Genomic DNA, 19,345 nt, shown 5'->3' on the forward strand with positions numbered 1-19,345 from the left:
GCGTGGGCAATCCGCCGCCATCGGCGCCGTCAGCCCAGCCCATATCTGACATTCGACGCGGCGCCGCACGCTCGGATCGCGACACCCAGCACGAGTTCGGTCAGCTCGGCGCCGCTCCGCTACCTGCCCCACAGCGGTGGGCTCGCCCGAGCCCACCGCCCGGCTCCACTACGGCATGAGTACCGGCTGGTCGAGCGCCCACAACCACGACCCGTCCGGCTGACGACGAGCGATCTCGACCGCCACCTCGCCGGTGGTCAGCGTGGATGCCGTCAATGCCAGATCGTCGCTCATCAGCACCGGATGCTGCCGACCCGGCGTCAGCACGGGCGCGGCCGCGACGAACTGCTCGTACACCTTCCGGATCTCCGCATGTCCGGTCGCGAGGTTGCCGGGCGGGAACGCCAGCACGGCGTTCGGCTCGTACAACGCCACCAGTCCGTCGACGTCGCCCGCGTTGGCGCGCTCGATGAAGTACTTGCCCAGGTCGTTGGGGTCAGTGGCCACATTCTTGTTTGTCATACTCCTAAGCCTCTCAACGAATCACGACATCCTGTGTCGTGTATTCCTGGCATAATTCTGCCCATGCGCGCCGACCGGTTGGTCTCGATGGTGCTGCTGCTGCGCCAGCACGGAAGGCTCTCCGCGACCGCGCTGGCCCGCGAGCTCGAGGTGTCCACGCGCACCGTGCTGCGCGACATCGAGGCGCTGTCCGCAGCCGGCGTGCCCGTCTACGCCGAACGCGGCAGGCACGGCGGATTCGCCCTGCTCCCCGGTTTCCAGACCGAGCTCACCGGACTCAATCACGACGAGGCACTCGCCCTACTGGTCGCCGGATCACGGCGCGGCGCACAGGCCTTCGGCCTCGGCTCGGCGCTGGCTTCGGCCATGCGCAAGGTGGTCGACGCACTCCCCGAAAGCTATCGGGCCACCGCCAACGACGCGGCCCAGCGATTGCTCATCGAACCGGAAACCGATCTGCTCTCGCGCCGCATAGTCGCCGAGGAGGTGCCCGACACCGTGGTGACCGAGGTCCGGCGCGCGGTGTTCGCCGGACACAAGCTGCGCATCCACTACGCGGCCGTGGGCCAGGACCCGACCTGGCGCACGGTGGACCCGATCGGCCTGGTCACCGTCCGCGGCCAGGGCTATCTACTGGCCACCAAGTCCGGCGCGGACCGCACCTACCGACTGTCCCGAATCCTCGCCGCCGAAGAACTCCCCGAACCCGCCCAGCGACCGGACCGCGTGGACCTATCCCAGGCCTGGCAGGAACGCAGCACGCAATTCCGAACCGGCGGCGACCAAGTCACCGTGTTACTACGCATGAACCCGGCCCGCCGCGAAGAACTGGTAGACACCGCACTGACCGTCCGCGCCGAAGAAACCGAAGCCGACGGCTGGCTACGACTCGAAGCAACCTTTCAAGACCCCCGCCACGCCGAATGGGCACTATGGCAACTCGCCACCAACGCCGAAGCCTTGTCCCCACAATGGTTGCGCACCGCCTTGCGCGACCGTGCCACCGCAATCGCCACCCGCTACGAACTGTCACCCTGAGCGTCGTCGTCTGCTATCGAAGCTTCTGGCGGCGAGTGCAATTCGGCATTGCGTGCAGCCGATATGACGGTTGCACCGCAGAGGGCGCCGCGACGGCGTGGAATCCGGAAAGAATCGCCAGCTGAAAAGCTATGTCGCGACTAGTTTGCGGCTCGTGCAAGATGGCATCGCATGCCGGACGGAGGTGATTTTGTCGGCATCGGGCGGGTGGGACTTGCGGCAAGCCTCCGAGCGCATGGGCCACCACCTGCCCCGTGAGCTGTGGCCGCCTCGCGCCGACCCCATCACCGAACTCGTCCATCTCGGCGAAACGATTTCCTGAGGAACCGGCTGTCCCTAGCTCGTCGAGCGCGCCGTCGCCCCTTCGGTCCCGGCGACCGTCGCGCGCAAGATCTCCGTCCACCAGTCGAGCATGCGCTCACGAGCCGACGCGTCCAGCCCGACGCTCCTGCGGAATTCGTTTCCGAACAGCGGATCCGTCGCGACAGCTTGATGCAGCGCGGCGATCGTCAGCTGAATCGCCTCACGCGGCGGGGGAATTCGACCGGTCGCGGTGCAGTGCTGCTCTGCCTGACTGTGCAGCCGGTCGACCACCTCGTCGAGCAGCCCGCTTCCGGCGTCGCGCCAGCCGGAGCGGTGCAGCGCGAGCGCGAGTTCTGCGTACCCGTCGGCGTACAGCGCGGCGAGTGCGCGCACCAGCTCGGCGGGTTCGATGGGTCCGTCGGTCCACGTGGCGAGGACCGTGTGCAGTTCGGCCTTCAGCTTGGAGCCGCCGAAACGCAGCAGTGCCTCCAATAGTCCGTTGCGCGTACCGAAGTGGTGGTTGACCGCGGCATCGGAGACCCCGATCTCGGCGGCGACGGCGCGCACCTGCACGGCGGCCGGGCCGCCCGCGGCGAGTAGCTTGCCCGCGGCCTCGAGGATCAGTCGCTTGGCGTCATCGGGTTTGCGTCGCACTCGGGTGGCCATCCGCAAATATTACCTTGAGTATCCAAGGTAGTATCCATTACCTTGGATACTCAAGGTAAGGAAGGTGGCGCCGTGCGAGGACAATCCACGATTCCGTCGATGACCGAGCGAGCGGCGGCCTTGGGTGTCCCGATCCACGATCCGACACCGCCGCGCGACTTCCGTTTCTCCCGCGCGGGCTGCCGATTGCACGGATTCGACTGGGGTGGAACGGGATTCCCGACCATCCTGCTGCACGGCGGGGCGTTGACCGCGCATACCTGGGACTTCGTCTGCCTCGGCCTGCGCGGCGCTGTCCGGCTGGTCGCGCTGGATCTGCGCGGGCACGGTGACAGCGAGTGGTCCGACGACTACCGGATCGAGACCATGGCGGCCGACGTCGCCGCCGCGGCCGACCATCTCGGTTTCGAGCGAGTCCGGTTCGTCGGCATGTCGCTCGGCGGCGTGGTTGCCGCCCACATCGCCGACACGCGGCCGGATTTGGTGGAACGAGTCGCGCTCATCGATGTCGCCCCCGGCGCCGACTTCGAAAGCACCCGGCGAGTAAGGGAATTCATCTTAGGGCTCGGCCCGGTCCGGGAACTCGACACGGTGGTGGACTCCGCGATGCGGGTCAGTCCGCGCGCCGATCGCGCGGGCGTCACCTACCGCATGAGCACACTGTTCCGCCGCACCGACGACGGCGGCTGGGTGCCCAAAGGCGACCTGACTCCACCCGACTTCCCGGCCATCCTCGCCGCACTCGAACGACTGGCCGCGCAACTGTCCCGGGTCCCGGTGCTGCTGGCGCGCGGCGGTCGCAGCAGAGTGCTGCCGCAGTCCGCCGCGGAACGTCTGGTCGAGCGCATCCCCGACGGGCAACTCGTCGTCGTGCCGGACGCGGGACACAATGTGCAGGAAGACAATCCGGCCGCGCTGATCACCGCATTGCAGTCCTTCCTGACTCGCTGAACCCGCTGCGACTGTGGAGATGGTGTGGTGAGCCTGTAGCGATGTGGTGGCCTCCGGCTCGGAGAGCCCGCCGCGGCGCCTCCGATCGCCCATGATGGCGCCATGGATGTACTCGATCGGGTGGGGCCGGGCCTATTGGATGTGGTCCGGCGAGATTTCGTCTGGCTGGCCTGGAACACCATCCTGGCCTGGGTGCCAGTGGTGTTGGCGCTGTTGGTGTTTCGGTGGAGACGTAGCGATCGGAAGGTGTCCCGCTCGCCACTGTGGTGGGCGGGCGCCGTGCTGTTCGTGCTGTTCCTGCCCAACGCGCCCTATGTGGTCACCGACCTCGTGCACCTCCGCGACGACATCCGCTTCCTCGGTGACGGCCCGGTGGTCACCACGGTCCTGCCCGTCTATGCGACATTCATCGCCTCCGGCTTCCTCGCCTACTACCTCGCGCTGGCCGAACTCGGCCGCTACCTCGACCACATCGGCCGAACCCGCTGGCGCGCCCCGATGACCCTCGGCCTGCACCTACTCTGCGCGGTAGGCGTTTTCCTCGGCCGCTGGACCCGCCTCAACAGCTGGGAACCCGTCGTCCAACCCCGCGGCACCTTCGAACGCATGGTCCTCGCCCTCAGTTGGTCCTGGGCCCCCATCCTCATCGTGGCCACCTTCTTCGTCACCGCCGTCGGACATTTCGTGACCAAGGCGGTGGTCGAGACGGCGGTGGCCGATCTGCGCCGCCTCCGCCGCGCGGTTTGAGGGCCGCCGTGTCAGTGGGTTTCTCTACGCTGCCGCTCATGATCCGTTCCCGAAGTACCAGACCGCACCAGGCTTCTGCCGAGCCCCTCGCCCTGGCCGGCGCCGATCCTGCCCAGATGAACGTCCCCTCGTCATCTGGGGCGCCGCAGCCGGGCCATGGCGGGCGCTCGTCGGTGGGGATGGTGTGAGAGGTGTTCAGACTCGAGCGCGAGGTCGGTGTCTCCTACGGCCAGATCTATGTTGAGAGTGCCCCCGGAGGCATCAACTCGCGCATGGACGAGGCGTTCGCCGGGCAGAGCTCAGGACTGTGCGGCGCCGCGGTACCCGGCGAGCTCTTCCTGCGCACCGGTTTGCACACCGGCGACGTCGGCTTCACCGTCGAAGTGCACGGCCAGGCTCCACCGCTGGATCCGGCATGGGAAGACGTCGTGGAGGTCTCCTTCTACCCGGTCTCGGATCGAAGCTTCCTGGTGCAGTGGGCAGGCGAGGCCTCCTGGGACCTGGATTTGAAAGAAGGGCTCGACTACCGGGTGCGGTACTGCGCCCAAGGCATGGACCAGGCACGGGAGAAGGACGTCCGACTCGACGATGAGCCACTGCTGGACCGGTACCTCCTGCAATTCTGGCCCGCCCCACCCGAACCGGACCGCGTAGTGCGCCAGACCTCGCAAGTCGCGGCCTACGCCCATGACTATGCCCGCCAGCAACCCGATTTCGAGTCCAGCGTGCGGGCCATCATGGCGCAACGACGGGCTCACCTCACCCCTGGCGCCGCCGAATCGGTTCGCGACCCCGAATCTCCAGACGCGGTCGCGGGCATAGCGGTCATCTCCCGTGCCGCCGATCCCCAGTCTGTCCGCGAGCAGTTGACATCACTGAGCTCCTATCCCACGGCGCTGCCCTGGGATTGGGTCGCCGCCTTCGACGCCGAGCATGCCCAGCACGATCGCGTCGGATACATCCAAGCGTTCCTCGAAGAGATCGGTGAGCACACCTTTGCCCTCGGTACCATCCTGGCGTCGCTGGCTTTCGGGCATGATTACTACCTGGCCTTCGTGACACCGACCCAGTTCGAACAGCTCTCGCGGCTTCTCCCCGCACACAGCATGGGCGTGGAAAGCGTGCGGTATGGCCGCTGGACGCCGCGCATGAATCCGGAACAGAGCGCCGCGATCAGAACGTGGGCCATAGCCAACAGCCACAGATTCACAGCAGCGCGCGGGGTGGCGATCACCGCGCGGGACGAAAGCCCCGGCGGAACCGAGGAGGTTGAACCGGACCAGCTCACCTGACGCGTCGGTCCGGCCGGGTCCCGTGGAGCGGCGATTGCGGATCGAGAAGGAGTAGCTTCGCTACGAGTACAACACGGCAGCGACTGAGGTTCGGTCGGGGTCGAAGGTCGTCGTCAGGGTCTTCCCACCGTGCAACTCGGTGACGCTGATCGTGCTATCGCCTATGAAGGATATCTGTGCGGGGCAGGGCCCTTCGTACTCGACCCACACCAGTGCCTGCCTGCTGAACAGCCCGCCGCGCTCTCGAAGCCATACGCGGCAGCCGGAATCGAAGGCGTGGTGAGGCACCATGACCGCTTCGTGGCGGCCGTCGGAGCTCAGCGTGATGTTTTTGACGTTGCCGTCATCGCCGGACCAGGCTGCTATGAACGCCGTGAAAATCCATAGCGGTATCGTCACCAGCGTCACGACGGCAACAAACGTTCTCCACACCCACTTGCGGTACCGAGAAAGCCTAGGGTCGCACGCAAAGCAGAGCACCGCGGCGATCGTCCAGAATATCGGGGCCGCCATGAGGGGGATGGCGTCGAATCGGTAGAAGCGGACCGCCAACCCGTCTACGGGCACGGCAATGAACCATGTCGCGATCGTTGCGGCAAATAGCGCAGGGATGGCAAGCAACCCGCCGAGCCGTACTCGGCTCGGCGGCTGATCTACCCTGCTCACGCACATGCCCGACACGGGTGGCGTCTCTTCAAATACCTTCTCGGCCAACGATTATCCACTTGGCTTATTGGGGATTCCAGTAGTACCCGGGGGTCTGGAGTGGGGCCTTGGTGTTCTGCAGGACCAGCGCTATCCCGTTGTCGCGCAAGTACATTCGCGGCGCAGAACTCGGCGCGAACGCCCATCGGGGCGGGTTGGTGCTCCCGCCGCCGACCCAGCCCGCGCGCGGGTCGTCGCAAGACCCGACGATCACCACGCCTGGCGAGGTCGAGGCATCGCCGATGAGGCACTTGTCGGGGAAGTCGTCGAGCTGGAACAGAACGGAATCGGGCAGGGTATCCCGCCGGAACCAATGCGGTGCATCGGATTTGCAGTTGGAAGCGTCCGCCGCCGCGCCACGGCCTGCGGCGACTTGGTTGTAGTAGACGCAGGCCGGGTTGTTCGGGTCGCTGAGCTGGAACAGCCTGAACACCTGAGGAAATCCAGATCCCAGCGCTCCGGGTGTCGTGGGTTCGGCATGCGCCGGTGCCGACACCGAGCCCAGGACCGCGACGAAGAGGAGAGCGAGTTTGGTTCTGTTCAACGGTACTCCTTCGGTTGGACCGCACCACAGGCTTGGGCACGGCGTAGTGCCAGGTAAATCGCTCAACGGAGCATCGATCTGACGGAGTCGACGCGACGGAAGTCGGTACACCTCATCGGAATCCGCGATGCTGCACAGGAAGTCGGGCCGTCACCCGAGAGAAGACGGACCCTCCGGGCAGCGGACGTCTCGAGGGCTCGTCCTCAATGACCGGTACACGCATAGAGCAGATGTTAAAAGCCCGGCCATATCGTCAGCGTATGCAAAACCGCACGCGGCCTTACCATCCCGTCGACGGTCGCCGAGGCACCTGCAGACCGGGAAGCGCGCGGCGGGCAGCGGCGACCACCGATACTTCGTTACGCCATCGCTGCCAGGGTTCGTCGTTCGTTCCCGCATGCCGAGGTGGGCCGCCTGCACTCTGTCGAGTCAGGGCGGGATGTCTTTGACCCCAGCCGGTTACGGGAATCGCTGTGCGATCGCCGCTGTGATCGCCTCCGACGCATGCTCCTGAATGAAGTGCCGGGCGTGTGGCAGCTCGACCACGTCGAGATCGGTGAAGGCGGCCCGCATCCGCGGGACGCAGTCGTTCGGACGGAACACCATGTCCCGCATGCCCCACACCAGCAGGGTCGGCTTGTCGCCGAGCAGGACGGGCACGTCTCGGGCGAGTTGGTTCAGCAGCGGGCGCGCGGCACGAATTTGTCTGGGCATCATGGCAAGTCCGCGCCGGGCCTCGGCAGTGGGCTGCACCGCGCGATAGTGCTCGGCCTCGGCCGCGGTGAGTGTGCGCCCCAGCTCCGTGAGCAGGACGCGCTCGACGAGGAAATTCTGTTCCAGTATCCGCCGCTGCATCGGACGGCTGCTCATGATCGCGCTGAAAGCCCGATTAGCCATCGCTTCGATCGGCCAGAACACGGTGTTGCCCAGCACGATCCCCCGCACCCGGTCCGCGCGCGCGGTGACCGCGCCCAGACCGATGGGTCCGCCCCAATCGTGTCCCATCACAACGAAGCCGTCGAGTCGCAGGTGATCGATCAGCTCACCGAGGACCGCGGCGAGCTCGGCGATGGTGTAGCCGAAACCCGCAGGGCGCTCGGACAATCCGAAACCCAGGTAGTCGACGGCGATACACCGGTACCGATCGCGCAGGTCCTTCACGATGTTGCGGTAGAGGAAACTCCACGCCGGAGCACCGTGACAAAACAAGATAGCCGGCCCCGTGCCCTCATCGATGTAGTGAACCCGGCCGGCAGACGAGTCGAACCAACGCGACTCGAATGGGTACAGATCCCCGTCAGGAACAAAGTCGATCAACATCAGGCCCCTCCCTCAGGCGCGAGGCTACATGTGGTCCAACGGGGCGTGGTGGACCCACCAAGAAAACCGTTGAAAACCTGCGATTCCGGCGAGTTCCACACTGCAACCACCTGACGGTCGGTAATCGGCTACTTAGCATTGGCGCTAGGGCTTGATCCCGGCCAGGATCGGGTCCAGGTGCCCGGTGAGAAGCTCGGTAATCGGCTGCCCACCTGCGTCATTGGTGTGGCTCTCAAATGGCTTGCTCCTCACCGGTCACCGTGCAGGGAATGGCTTAAGAGGGGTTTGCCCAGCTCGAAGTAGCGGTGCCTTCCCGCACGGACACCATCCGTCGATTCGGGAAGGATGCACTGGTGAAGGTCATCATCGGGATGGACCCGCACAAACGCTCAGCCACGATCGAAATCATCGACCCCGCGGCAGCGGTGCTGGCGACGGGGCGATATGACACCGACAACGCCGGCTACAGCGCAATGCTCACCGCCGCAAGGCGATACCCGGATCGGGTGTGGGCGATCGAGGGATGCAATGGCATCGGCCGCCACCTCGCCCACCGCCTGGTCCATGACGGTGAAACCGTCGTCGATGTGCCGGCGAAACTCTCGGCGCAGGTGCGGGTATTCGCCACCGGCAACGGCCGCAAAACCGATCCTGTCGATGCGCATTCAGTAGCGTTGGCGGCTTTACGTTCACCGAATCTGCATCGCGTGCAAGCTGATTCGGAACTGATCGCGTTGGGCATGCTCGCCGACCGACGCGACGAACTCGGCCGCGCCCGCACCGACACCGTCAACCGTTTACACCGGTTGCTGCTGGAATTGCTGCCCGGCGGGGCTAAGAAATTCCTGTCCGCGATGCAAGCACGGAAGTTGGTCGCGACCGTCAAGCCCCGTGATCCCGCAGGCAAGGTCCGCCGCCGCCTGACCGTTGAGTTGATCGGTCAACTGGAGGTCATCGATCGCAAGATCAAGACCGCGGATAAGGAATTGCGCGAGCTCGTCGCCGAACGTGGTTCCACCTTGACCGACCTCAACGGGATCGGACCCGCTGGGGCCGCCCGGCTGCTTGCCGATGTCGGTGACCTGCACCGATTCCGGGACCGCAACCGGTTCGCGTCCTGGAACGGCACCGCCCCCTTGGATGCTTCTTCTGGTCAGCAGCAACGGCATCGGCTATCGCGTGCCGGGAACCGGAAAATCAATCGGGTCTTGCACATCATGGCCATCGTTCAGCTGCGTAATCCCAGCGCGGGCCGCACCTATTACGACCGCCGCAAAGCTGCGGGCAAGACCTCGATGGAAGCGACGCGGGCGTTGAAACGCCGCCTGTCCAATATCGTCTACGCGCGCATGCTCGCCGACCAGCAACGACGGGAAACGGCAAGCCCGGGAGGGCAATCGGGGGCGACTCTTGACTCCAGCGCGACCGGCTCAACCCCGCACACCGGCACTTCGGACAAGCCACAACCCGGACTCACCGATAACCAGAATACTCCCGACCTGCGAATCATGTCTTGACGCGAGAGGGGAGCCAGCTGCGGAGGTCCGCGAACGCGCGCCATGTCTCGCCCAGGAACTGACCGATCAGGGGGCTGCGTCAAGCGAGCCAACCGAGCAATGTTGCGGGCGCGGTTCTGGCGCATCATCTTCCTGGGCTCGATCGCCGGCCAGTCCGGCATTCCCGGCCAGGTGAACTGCGCGGCCGCCAAGGCTGGATTGGTGGGCATGGCTCGCGCGATCACCCGCGAGATCGGGTCACGAAACATCACCGCCAACGTGGTCGCTCCGGGGTTCATCGATACCGACATGACTCAGCAAGAGGTATCCGACGACGCGCGCGAGGCCGCTCTGAAGGCGATACCGGCGGCGCGCATCGGCCGACCCGACGAAGTCGCCGCGGCCATCAGCTTCCTCGCCTCCGACGACGCCGCCTACATCAGCGGTGCCATCATCCCGGTCGACGGCGGCATGGGCATGGGCCACTGATACACCTGGAATACGTCGTGTAGTCGGCAAGAGTATGCATTCTACCGACGCGAACGGCCCGAGATGATCTCGGGCCGTTGATATTCGGCGCATGCAGCGTGGCGGGCCGATCCGATGTCCGAATCGAGTGGCAGTATCGACTCAGCGAGTCGGCTTAAGCATCCACAGATTCTCGGCCGGGAGCGCGTCGCCCTTGATCATCTCGCAGTCGGTGGCCGTTCGGATACTGCCGACAGCACCGGTGCCACTCGGCCCACCCGCATAGGTGAACGCCTGCCAACACCTGCTGGGGGTACCGCGACTGTATGCCTCTCGTTGAATCACTCCCCGGTCTGTGTACCCCGCTATGTTGAGATACTTCCAACGCTGATCACTCAGCCCGCTGTGCCCGCAGTCGACGCCCCGCAGCCGCACCGCGCCATCGAACAGCTCGGCCAACAGACATTGTCCGGTCGCGACATTGCGGACGCGGGTCACTCGCGTCCCGTCGATCGCCAGCCAAGCCTGTTCGATGCGGCCCGAGCAGCTCTTCAGAACGACAAGCTCGCCCTCCGCGCTCAAACAGGTACCGGAGACTTTGACGCTGGTTATGGTGAATGACTGGTCAGCGGGCCAATCCGCAGATGCCGGACCGGCCGTGACCACCCCGCCGAGCATGACGACGCCAAAAGCAGTCCACACGAACTTGCGACGCGAGATACCAAGTGAAATCCGCACCACGACAAATGCCTCCGAGCTTCGAGTTCGGGCGAGCAGGGCTTGCGAGTGATTCGGTGCGCTCCCAGGTCACGCCAGGCGCGTCATGCTAGATCTTCGATCCCAATGGGAACACATAGTCGCCGCCGCGATGCGTCGGAGCCTGATCACGACGGCGAGCCACGCACCGAACAACCCGGGGAACGCGCGCCACGCGGCATGATCGCTCACCCGCACTGACTGAAGTCAGCACGGATCGCTCTCATCACGACACGTCGAGTCCCGGATTCAGGGCGATCTGCTCGAGCAGCGCTAACGGCAGAAGCTCGGCGGGGGCGTCGTCGAAGGAGATTTTGATCTGTGTCCCGGACGGGTGGGTGACGGTGACCGTGCGGTCAGTTCGCGGCGTGGACGACAGCGCCGCACTTCGCACTTCGCGGGTCTCGACCGCAGTCCCGTCGGGTAGCCGCCGCGTCGCGCCATCGTAGGAGGAAGTATCGGGCTCCTGCGGCAGGGGTTGCTCGGTACTGATCACGACGGCCAACCGCGATTGCCAACCGAGCGTGGTTACTCGAACCACCTGGCACACCCCGCCGCCCCTCTCACCTTGCAGCAGCGCCCCCAGCGGCCGGTCCAGGGTCACACCGTCGAGCGGGATCTGGGCCAGCACCTCGTCCCATCGACGAGCCTGGGCCTGATCGATCACCGCGCCGGATTTCCAGAAGCGCAGGCAGACCTCGGGCGGGCGCGGCGTTCCGGGCGGGACCGGCGCGCTGATGCGTAGTCCGGGGTCGGTCACGAGCGCGACGAGTTCATCGATGGACAAGGGGACAGCTCGGGTACGGCCGCTGCCCTCGGCGGCGTGATCAGTGGCGTTCGCGTGAACGACGGATCCGTCGGGTAGATAAGCGGTGGCGTCGCGCGTAAGGGTGCGAACTCCCTTCATTTCGTACCAGGTGTCCTGGGTGTCGACGATCGTGCCGTCGGGAAGGTGGCGCCGTTCGTCGAGTTCGCCGGCGACGCACGGTCGAATCGGCTTGGTGGACTGGCGAACGGTCACCGCCAGCGCGCCCTCTCGGTCAGCGCGCAGCAGCGTGGCGCGTGCCTCGCTCCATCCGTCGAATCCCTTGTTCTGCGTGGCATCGCCGAGGATCGGCTGGAACACCAGCGAGCGCGTTACCGGCGCGAAGACGATCTCGACATCACCGGGGAGCCCATCGTGCAGCGCCTGCGTCATCGCGCCCGCCTTGGGACCGGAGAACCACGGATAGGACGGATTGTCATAACTATCCGTGCCGGAGTACATCATCCCGAACGTTTGCCCTTCCCGCGGAGGTTCCACGACATCGCAACCCGGGATCCGCACCGGAAACGCGACCGGCGGAGTGACATAGGAACTTTCGGCCCGATCTGTGGGCTCCGGCTCGTGCACCAGCCAGGCGACGAGGTAGCCGGCCGCGACGATCGCGGCGCAGGTCAAACCCACCTGCCATCTGTTCACAGCCGGGAAGGGCTGGGCCGCGTCCTTGACATCACCGGTTTCCATATCCTGCATTGTGTCTGCCCGTACCGACATGCTGCACACTCGTCGGCGGACGCCATGCACGCACGCTCTTCGGCACTATCGTGCGTTGAGAAGCACTGTCAGCCGATCGTTAACCGACCGGACTGATCGGATCTGTACAGAGATCAAGCTGCCGGGACCAGGACCAGGAACAGGAAGGCCAGAAAGCGGGGGTCATCCCTATCTTCGAAGAATTCTGGGAACCGCTCCAGCGCCTCCGGTGCGGGACCAGGCTCATCGAGGTGGGTCACTCGAAATCCGGTGTCGAAGAAGGTCTTGAACATCGTCGACAGGGACCGGTCCCAAAACGTCAGGTCGGCGTCCTGCCCTGCCATGTCCGTCACGTGCCGGGGCCGGGTGGCGAAGTAGTTCGTCGTGTTGCCTGCCTGGACGGCGGTGAACCACATGACAAGCGGATGCTCCACAGACAGGATCAGGCGGCCTCCGGGCTTCAGCACCCGTCGGATCTCCGTCAGCGGGGAATGCCAGTCCTCGAGATAGTGGAGCGTCAGAGAGCACACGACATCGTCGAAGGTGGAGTCGTCGAACGGCAACGGGTCAGCCAGATCTGCGACGTACAGCTCTGTGGCGCTTCCGACGCGGCCGCGGGCGATGTCGATGAGCGCCTTGCTGCCGTCGATGCCGACGGCCGTAGCTCCACCCTCGATCAAGTCGACGAGCGTTGGACCGGAGCCACACCCCACGTCCAGCACATGCTTACCGGAGACGTCACCGAGCAGATCACGGATCGCAGGCCTGTTGTAATACTCGTTGAGCAGACTGGTCGCGTTCTCCGCAGCGTAAACTTCGGCGATCGGATCGTAGGCCGCAGCACGGCCAGAGCCGTCCGGAGGTGTCGAGGCTTCCATACCTCGAAGCTAACAGCCATGAACGCGCGTCACCGGGTGCAACCGCCTCGGTCTGAAACATAGCTCACCGGTCTCGGGGTACTGCGACGCGCAGCTCGGCAGCGGATCTGCAACCAGGCGTGGGCAGTCACCAGAGGTTGACCCAGGAATCTCCTGCCCTGACCTACGGCTACGCCAAATCCGTTGGCTTCCGCGCCGTTTCCACGGGAACCCCAAGGTCCCATGGCTCCAACACATTCGGAGCTGATCGCGTTGGGCACCCTCGCCGCGTCATCCGGATGTCCCGCACGAAACCGTGGACGACATTCTCGCGGCGAGCGGATGGGCGATAAGTGATCAGGTCGAGGCTGCTGAATCTGCCTGTTCCCCAACGCAGTCGAGCAGGTCAGGCCTTGACGTGTGCGCCTGCGAGCTTGACCTGACGGCCGATGAGTGACGACTCGACTCGAAGCACGCCGTCCAGGGCGCCGATGCGCCTGGCCAGATAGTCGTACAACGCGTCGAGATCGTGGAATACCGCGAACGCCACCAGATTGGTGGTCCCGGTGGTGGCCGCAGCGTAGGCGATCTCCACGTGCCGGGCGAGTGTGTCTGCGACGCAGGCCAATTCGGCGGGCGCGACGGTGAGCCACAACATCGCGTGACAGTGGTAGCCGAACCAGGTTGGATCCAGGTCGATGTCGAAGTAGAGCACTCCGTCTTGCCGCAGTTGCGCCAATCGCCGCCGCACGGTGGACGCCGAGCAGCCCGTCACGGCGGCCAGACCCGGGAACCCTGTCCGGCCGTCGACCGCCAGGGCCTGCATCAGCGACCAGTCCGCATCGGTGAACTCGACCGGCTCGGGTTCATTGGACCCACCGGGGCTCTCGACTGGGCGCAGGCGCGCGACCTGGTCCGGGCTCAACGCAACGAGCCGACCGGGCCACCCACCCACACCGGCTACCCCACGCAGCATGCACTGTGCCGTGACGCCGATGATTCGCGGTGTGCGACTGAGCTTTTCCAGCAACAATTGATCTCCGGCACCGCGCGTCCGCGTGATGCAGACGATTTCCGTACCGCCCGACGCCAGATGGACCCAGAATGTGTCGTCGCGGCGCGCCAGCGCGGTCGCCACCGCAAGCGCCGCATCCGGGGCGCAGCTGATGCGGATCAGCCAATCGACGTAGCCGAGTCGTCGACCGTCGAGGGAACCGACCACTCGTAGCCCCGCCGCCCTGAGCTTGCGATATCGGTACGCGATCGTGCGGTCCGAGCAGTCGAGCACCTCCGCGATCGAGCTGAACGACGCGCGACCATCGACGGCAAGCGCATGCACCAACTGCTTGTCGAGTGAATCCACCAAAGTTGCCCCTGAATCTTCGGAATCCGTCACATTGGACGTGCGTCCATCCCGGATCTGCCAACTCCGCGTGACACTCCCACTATGGCAGACCATGACCAGACCTCAGTTTCCACCGGCACCGACACCCTCGACCCGGTAGCTCTCACCGGGCGACTGACAGCCCGCATGCGCGCCGTGGAGTCGGCGCGTCCGGACCGCCTCTTCGATGATCCGTTCGCGGCCCGCCTCGCGGGAGTGGCGGGGCAGGAGCTGCTCGACGAGTTCGGCGACAATCCGGCCATCGTGGTGCGGACGCGATACTTCGACGACATGCTTGCCGCGCCAGGCCCGCTCCAAATCTGCATCCTTGCCGCAGGTATGGATTCCCGCGCCTATCGGCTCGATTTTCCGGCAGGCACCACCGTGTTCGAACTCGACCGGCCTGCCGTGCTCGCGGTCAAAGATGAACTCATCAACGCAGCGCCCCGATGTGTCCGAGTGCCGGTGGGCCTCGACCTGGCGAGCGACTGGACCGGACCACTGATCGCCGCCGGTTTCGATCCGAACGCACCAACGCAATGGCTGATCGAGGGCCTGACCCAATACCTGCCCGAGTCCGACGTGCTTCGCCTGCTCGACCGGGTCACCGCATTGTCGGCGCCCGGCAGCCGCCTGCACATGGATATCGTCGGGCAGTCGTTCCTGGAACATCCGGCCATGCGCCCCCTACTCGACCGCATGGCGAAAATGCAGGCGCCGTGGCTATTCGGCACCGACCGGCCCGAGGACCTGCTCACCACACGCGGCTGGCGACCCGAAGTCACCCTGATGAGTACCGTGGGAACCCGATTCGGCCGTTGGCCGCATCCCAACCTCCCTCGCGACACCCCGGGCGCGCCGCACGGCTTCCTCGTGCGCGCGGAACGCGGTGCCTGATCGCTGCCGTTCGGAGCCAGACCGTCACATCAGCGCCGTCGGATCGGCCCGCGGTTACCTTCGACTGCCGGGCCGTACCGCTGAGCGTTCGTCGCGAACCCCACGTCCGTCGGCCGCCTCGAACACACGGAATCGTGCATTGTTTGCGGCCGACGCGAATCCCTCTGCGCCGCAACATCGCATGCACTCTCGGCGACCCGTAGGTGCCGCCAGAATTGGTGTGAATGTCGACGATCTCGGCCAGCAGCTTCCCGTCTTCGACCCAGCGATCCGACGGCTGCGCGGCGCGTTTCTTCCATTAGTAGTAGGTCGAGGACGCGATGCCCAGGACCCGCAGTAGGAGCTCGACCAGGTGCTGGCTGTTCTGTTGAATGAACCGCATGATCACCGCCGGGCCGGGCCTAGCTCCGAGGCGAAATACGCACTCGCAGAACGCAATAGCTCGTTGACCCGCTCCAATTCCGCGACCCGTTTCTCAACGCGCGGTTCTCGGCGAGCATGTCGGCGCTCGGCCTGTCATCGCGTTCGCCGGCGTCGGCTTCGGCTTGGCGGATCCAGTTCCGCAACGCCTCGTGATGCACCCCGAGCTGCTCGGCCAACTTACGGATCGTCGGCTTCGGGTCCGGCTCCCGATACAGGCGGACCGCCCTCGCCTTCAACTTGTCGGGGGTACTTCTTCGGTGCTGCCACGAATGACTCCTTCCGGCCCTATCGGACCACAGCCAGAGCCCTCCGAGAAAGCGCGGCCGCAGAGCCCTGTCTCCTCTTGCCCCCAACGTTGGGACTTCGGCAGTTAGTCCGACACTGCGAGGACGGTGTAACCCCCGATCTCGATGCCGCCGATCACCTGGGTCAGCTGGTGCACATACGTGGCACCGTCATCCGGGCTCGCCACGTGAAAGACGGTGTCGCGCTTCGACCCCGGCGGGAGCGCCGTCTCCGCGAGCACATGACCGCCGGAGTTCTCGCCGCGGCGCCGCAACAGCTGTTCGACGGTGCGGTCGTCGAAGAGCTCGAACGGCTCGTCGCTGCCGAAGCCTTCGAAGTGGATGCCCACCGGCTCGCCTACGCTGACCTCGACGTCGTGCCGGAGCAGCAGGCGACGGCGTTTCGGGTCGGCGACGTGGGAGCACAGGTCTGCCAGAGTCGTCCCCAGGGCATGGGTGACCTGCGGAGTGAGGCCGCTGATCCGCCAGCTGTGCTGCACCAGCCAGGTCACCGCGTCGAAGGCGAACGGGTTGGTGACCGTCAATATCTTGGTGCCCGCGGTGCCGGGCGGGTCGACGACCAGATTCCGTTGACCGACGCGGCGATCGAGATCGGCGCGCCAGGGGAATTCGACTTTCTCTTCGAGACTTTCGGCATGCACGAGCAGGCACTGATGGGTGCCGAAATCCAGCGTCGGTGTCCATGGCGTGGTGCACTCCATGATCTCCGCGGCACCGGGCGGCAGCGATTTCGGCTTCGATTCTCCGATCCAGGTAACGTCGGTGAGCGCGCCCAGACTCGGTCTGGCGTAGTAGAAGTTCAGCTTCGTGCCCAATGCGGCGCCCAAACCGGACAGGTTCTGGACCGTGGCGGTGAGGATTGCCGGGGTATCGGGCGGTATCCAGCCGGTCACCGGATCGGCGGTGGACAGCGCGATGAAGGGTGAGCAGTAGAAGACGGTTCCGTAGGGGAGTGGGCGCCCGTCACCGTTGTCGGAGTAGTCGTACCCGAGCACGAGTTTGGCACCGGGTTGCAGCGGGGCAGGCTCGTCGTCGTGTTCTTGCATTGTCTTACCGTCCTTTTCGAGCGTCATGGTTCGAGCTCGATCTCGCCGGGCTGCACCGCGGGCGCACTCCAGGTCCACGCCGGCCAGCCGATACCACGGTCCGCGTCCAGGTCCCAGTCCAGGAAGTTCATCGTCGGGTCGGCGGCCAGCAGGGCTAGGGCGTTGTCGACGGCGTTGCCGAACCCGCGTTCGAGGCTGGCGTCGTTGACCGCCTGGTCGGCTCGCTCCTGCCATTCCTGGGCGCTGAGCAGTGCAGGTGTGGTGTTCCGGCGCACCATGGGGTTCACCTGGGTCGAGGTGTAGGTGCCGTCGCCGTTGGCGGTGAACGTCCAGCCGTCGACGAAATGGAAGGGCCACACCGCATTCGCCGGATAGGAGACCTGGCGGGGTGTCTCGACCGGTTCGGTCGGATATTGGGTCCAGTTGCTCAGATTCGCCGGTGCCGGCGACCAGACCGAGCGGGGGTACCCCTGTTCGAGTCCGGACCTGCTCCGGCAGGTGTTGAGCGCGGCCGTGGGCGGCACCACCTGGGCGCCGCCCATCGGCGTGAACGCAACCGGGTTGTGCGCCAGCTGTGTCGTATACGGCGGGATCAATCCCGCGGTGACCAGCAGGTCACGCAGGGCGTTCTCGAAGTTGGCAAGGTAGACCGCGAACCACTCGGCGTGGCAGCTGAGCTTGTCCCAGTCGGGCGGGGTGGCGTCGTCGAGGAGTGCGACTGCACCGGCCAGCATCGCGGCGCCGCCTGCCATATTGCCGATCGCGTAGTTGGCCAGGCCGAGCAACGCCGCGGCAATGGCGCTGGCCGTCTCCAGCGCCGAGACGCTGCCGATCGATGGTTTCGGCGGTGTGATGACGGTGCCGCCGGGCAGCACCACCGAACCGTCGACGGCGACCCAGTCCGGGCGGGGACCGCAGCTGTCGGGCGGGTTGATCTGGTCCGGCGGATGGCAGCCGAGGAAGCTGCTCGACGTGGACATCCACAGGGTCAGCCAGGTCAGCGAATACGCGCTTTGAATGCCCCCGGCGTTGATGCCGAGGCCGGGAGCCGGTGTGCCGTAGGCGGCTTGGTAGCTGTCCGACCAGAGGGTGACCAATGCGGCGGGCAGTCGCGGTGGCAGCGGGGTACCGGCGCCGATCGCGGCGAACACCGAATTCTGATCGATGCCGCCCATCGTGATGCGGCGGTGCAATTCGGCGCCGCAGACGTTATCCCAGGTCGGGAGAGTCGGATTCGGTACGAGACCACCGGAATTGAAGACCATCTCGGCCCCGGTCGCACGAATCTTACGGCGCTTCTCCACGTATCCCCACACCCAGGTGTCGACATAGTTCCCTAGCCACTGGTGACGCCACCAATGATTGCGGCGGGGACCGCCGACGATGCCGTTGAGAAACGGGTTGCCGCACGCCTGCGCGGCATAGGCGACCATCATCCCGTCCGCATACGCCCGCAGCCTGCTGTCGCCGCTGACGTCGGCGCGCCTGCGGATTTGGGTGAGAAAGAGCCCGGTCTTGCTGCCGTGCAACGTATCCCGAGCGCGCCATTGCCGGGTCGGGTGGAGCTTCCACCGCTGGTCGGCGGGGGTGGTAGCACTGCCACCGACGCTGCGGACGGCCAGCGCGAACGTGGGTGCCAGGGTCGCCACCGTCGCGAGCTGGGCCCGCATCGCGGTGATGATGCCGTCCATCTCCTCGATCTTGTCGAGATTGGTGACGAGTTCCAGCTTCGCCGCGAGGTCGGCCTGCTGGGTCAGCGCCCTGAACCAGTCGAGCCGTTCCCTCAGCGTGGACAGGTTCGCGTAGAGGCCGGGGACAGCCGGTGTTCCGGCGAGCAGGCCGAGAATGGGCAACCAGGCGGCGAATACCCGGCTGTTCGGTTCGCCCGCGCCGAGTTCTGTTCGCGCGGGCAGAAAGTCACCGAGTTTCGCGCCGATCGCACCCAGATAGAAGAATGGCAGATCGCCACTCGCTGGGACGGGCAGTCCCGCGGCTTCGCGCGCTTCCAGCACCAGATCGGCGATCGCGAACTGCGTGGGGATACCGGTCATGACATCCTCCCGCTGTCGTGCTCTCGAGATTTCATCATGTCGTTCCTCCTCTTCCCGC

General features: G+C 65.6%; 19 protein-coding genes and 1 pseudogene. 7 read left to right on the forward strand and 13 right to left on the reverse strand.

Annotated elements, in window-relative coordinates; translation table 11 throughout:
• Positions 1–168: 168 nt before the first annotated feature.
• Positions 169–522 carry a nuclear transport factor 2 family protein gene (locus tag DMB37_RS00475; protein ID WP_206055141.1) on the reverse strand — a complete coding sequence of 118 codons (354 nt, stop codon included), beginning with the start codon at positions 520–522 and terminating at the stop codon, positions 169–171.
• 63 nt (positions 523–585) lie between these two features.
• Between DMB37_RS00475 and DMB37_RS00480 the strand changes: the two genes are divergently transcribed.
• Complete coding sequence (locus DMB37_RS00480; RefSeq protein WP_135230926.1) at positions 586–1,560, forward strand: YafY family protein; 975 nt, start codon at positions 586–588, stop codon at positions 1,558–1,560.
• Between the two features lie 336 nt (positions 1,561–1,896).
• On the opposite strand, the gene DMB37_RS00485 is transcribed toward DMB37_RS00480, so the two are convergent.
• Entirely contained in the window at positions 1,897–2,529 is a 633-nt protein-coding gene (locus DMB37_RS00485; protein ID WP_135230927.1) for a TetR/AcrR family transcriptional regulator, read from the reverse strand.
• 99 nt (positions 2,530–2,628) lie between these two features.
• Between DMB37_RS00485 and DMB37_RS00490 the strand changes: the two genes are divergently transcribed.
• From DMB37_RS00490 to DMB37_RS40895, 3 genes are all read left to right on the forward strand, one after another.
• Positions 2,629–3,480, forward strand: a complete 852-nt coding sequence (locus tag DMB37_RS00490; RefSeq protein ID WP_135230928.1) for an alpha/beta fold hydrolase — start codon at positions 2,629–2,631, stop codon at positions 3,478–3,480.
• A 102-nt stretch (positions 3,481–3,582) separates the two neighbouring features.
• Positions 3,583–4,227 carry a DUF1361 domain-containing protein gene (locus tag DMB37_RS00495; protein WP_135230929.1) on the forward strand — a complete coding sequence of 215 codons (645 nt, stop codon included), beginning with the start codon at positions 3,583–3,585 and terminating at the stop codon, positions 4,225–4,227.
• A gap of 191 nt (positions 4,228–4,418) precedes the next feature.
• Entirely contained in the window at positions 4,419–5,519 is a 1,101-nt protein-coding gene (locus DMB37_RS40895; RefSeq protein WP_206055142.1) for a hypothetical protein, read from the forward strand.
• Positions 5,520–5,579: 60 nt separating this feature from the next.
• On the opposite strand, the gene DMB37_RS00505 is transcribed toward DMB37_RS40895, so the two are convergent.
• The 3 genes from DMB37_RS00505 to DMB37_RS00515 form a co-directional block, all read right to left on the reverse strand.
• Complete coding sequence (locus DMB37_RS00505) at positions 5,580–6,233, reverse strand: hypothetical protein (protein WP_135230930.1); 654 nt, start codon at positions 6,231–6,233, stop codon at positions 5,580–5,582.
• 16 nt (positions 6,234–6,249) lie between these two features.
• The gene (locus DMB37_RS00510; protein ID WP_135230931.1) at positions 6,250–6,768 is read right to left on the reverse strand and encodes a hypothetical protein; all 519 of its coding nucleotides are present in this window, start codon (positions 6,766–6,768) and stop codon (positions 6,250–6,252) included.
• 459 nt (positions 6,769–7,227) lie between these two features.
• On the reverse strand, positions 7,228–8,088 hold the full coding sequence (locus DMB37_RS00515) for a haloalkane dehalogenase (RefSeq protein WP_135230932.1): 861 nt from the start codon (positions 8,086–8,088) through the stop codon (positions 7,228–7,230).
• A gap of 353 nt (positions 8,089–8,441) precedes the next feature.
• Here DMB37_RS00515 and DMB37_RS00520 point away from each other — a divergent pair, with 353 nt between their 5' ends.
• Together DMB37_RS00520 and DMB37_RS00525 are read left to right on the forward strand one after the other, a co-directional pair.
• The gene (locus tag DMB37_RS00520; protein WP_135230933.1) at positions 8,442–9,605 is read left to right on the forward strand and encodes an IS110 family transposase; all 1,164 of its coding nucleotides are present in this window, start codon (positions 8,442–8,444) and stop codon (positions 9,603–9,605) included.
• Between the two features lie 81 nt (positions 9,606–9,686).
• Positions 9,687–10,073, forward strand: a pseudogene (locus DMB37_RS00525) (SDR family oxidoreductase); the annotation flags it as partial.
• Positions 10,074–10,214: 141 nt separating this feature from the next.
• Here the strand turns inward: DMB37_RS00525 and DMB37_RS00530 are convergent.
• The 4 genes from DMB37_RS00530 to DMB37_RS00545 all read right to left on the reverse strand — a co-directional run bounded on the left by DMB37_RS00530 (position 10,215) and on the right by DMB37_RS00545 (position 14,544).
• A complete protein-coding gene (locus DMB37_RS00530) occupies positions 10,215–10,793 on the reverse strand; it encodes a hypothetical protein (RefSeq protein ID WP_135230935.1) in 579 nt (192 codons plus the stop codon).
• Between the two features lie 241 nt (positions 10,794–11,034).
• A complete protein-coding gene (locus DMB37_RS00535; RefSeq protein ID WP_240772171.1) occupies positions 11,035–12,006 on the reverse strand; it encodes a hypothetical protein in 972 nt (323 codons plus the stop codon).
• 452 nt (positions 12,007–12,458) lie between these two features.
• Positions 12,459–13,202, reverse strand: a complete 744-nt coding sequence (locus tag DMB37_RS00540) for a class I SAM-dependent methyltransferase (protein WP_135230937.1) — start codon at positions 13,200–13,202, stop codon at positions 12,459–12,461.
• A 385-nt stretch (positions 13,203–13,587) separates the two neighbouring features.
• Positions 13,588–14,544, reverse strand: a complete 957-nt coding sequence (locus DMB37_RS00545; protein WP_206055143.1) for an Lrp/AsnC family transcriptional regulator — start codon at positions 14,542–14,544, stop codon at positions 13,588–13,590.
• Positions 14,545–14,628: 84 nt separating this feature from the next.
• Between DMB37_RS00545 and DMB37_RS00550 the strand changes: the two genes are divergently transcribed.
• Positions 14,629–15,462 (forward strand): SAM-dependent methyltransferase, encoded by an 834-nt coding sequence (locus tag DMB37_RS00550; protein ID WP_135230939.1) that lies wholly within the window; start codon positions 14,629–14,631, stop codon positions 15,460–15,462.
• On the opposite strand, the gene DMB37_RS41845 is transcribed toward DMB37_RS00550, so the two are convergent.
• The 4 genes from DMB37_RS41845 to DMB37_RS00570 form a co-directional block, all read right to left on the reverse strand.
• Complete coding sequence (locus DMB37_RS41845) at positions 15,347–15,709, reverse strand: IS3 family transposase (RefSeq protein WP_135237246.1); 363 nt, start codon at positions 15,707–15,709, stop codon at positions 15,347–15,349. The two genes, DMB37_RS00550 and DMB37_RS41845, sit on opposite strands and share 116 nt — an antisense overlap.
• A gap of 154 nt (positions 15,710–15,863) precedes the next feature.
• Entirely contained in the window at positions 15,864–16,238 is a 375-nt protein-coding gene (locus DMB37_RS41850; protein WP_135230940.1) for a transposase, read from the reverse strand.
• Between the two features lie 17 nt (positions 16,239–16,255).
• Positions 16,256–17,263 carry a hypothetical protein gene (locus tag DMB37_RS00565; protein ID WP_135230941.1) on the reverse strand — a complete coding sequence of 336 codons (1,008 nt, stop codon included), beginning with the start codon at positions 17,261–17,263 and terminating at the stop codon, positions 16,256–16,258.
• Positions 17,260–19,287 (reverse strand): hypothetical protein, encoded by a 2,028-nt coding sequence (locus DMB37_RS00570; RefSeq protein WP_135230942.1) that lies wholly within the window; start codon positions 19,285–19,287, stop codon positions 17,260–17,262. The genes DMB37_RS00565 and DMB37_RS00570 overlap by 4 nt, the downstream gene beginning before the upstream one ends.
• Positions 19,288–19,345 lie beyond the last annotated feature (58 nt).

Origin of the sequence: Nocardia sp. CS682 (genome assembly GCF_004634405.1) — a bacterium.
GTDB lineage: Bacteria > Actinomycetota > Actinomycetes > Mycobacteriales > Mycobacteriaceae > Nocardia > Nocardia ninae.

Bases quoted from the DNA above. Each gene is read 5' to 3' on its own strand.
- DMB37_RS00485 (WP_135230927.1), bottom strand. From the start codon at position 2,529: ATGGCCACCCGAGTGCGACGCAAACCCGATGACGCCAAGCGACTGATC.
- DMB37_RS00570 (WP_135230942.1), bottom strand. From the start codon at position 19,287: ATGACCGGTATCCCCACGCAGTTCGCGATCGCCGATCTGGTGCTGGAA.
- DMB37_RS00540 (WP_135230937.1), bottom strand. From the start codon at position 13,202: ATGGAAGCCTCGACACCTCCGGACGGCTCTGGCCGTGCTGCGGCCTAC.
- DMB37_RS00475 (WP_206055141.1), bottom strand. From the start codon at position 522: ATGACAAACAAGAATGTGGCCACTGACCCCAACGACCTGGGCAAGTAC.
- DMB37_RS00535 (WP_240772171.1), bottom strand. From the start codon at position 12,006: ATGACGCAGGCGCTGCACGATGGGCTCCCCGGTGATGTCGAGATCGTC.
- DMB37_RS00515 (WP_135230932.1), bottom strand. From the start codon at position 8,088: ATGTTGATCGACTTTGTTCCTGACGGGGATCTGTACCCATTCGAGTCG.
- DMB37_RS00490 (WP_135230928.1), top strand. From the start codon at position 2,629: ATGACCGAGCGAGCGGCGGCCTTGGGTGTCCCGATCCACGATCCGACA.
- DMB37_RS00550 (WP_135230939.1), top strand. From the start codon at position 14,629: ATGGCAGACCATGACCAGACCTCAGTTTCCACCGGCACCGACACCCTC.
- DMB37_RS00495 (WP_135230929.1), top strand. From the start codon at position 3,583: ATGGATGTACTCGATCGGGTGGGGCCGGGCCTATTGGATGTGGTCCGG.
- DMB37_RS00565 (WP_135230941.1), bottom strand. From the start codon at position 17,263: ATGACGCTCGAAAAGGACGGTAAGACAATGCAAGAACACGACGACGAG.
- DMB37_RS00480 (WP_135230926.1), top strand. From the start codon at position 586: ATGCGCGCCGACCGGTTGGTCTCGATGGTGCTGCTGCTGCGCCAGCAC.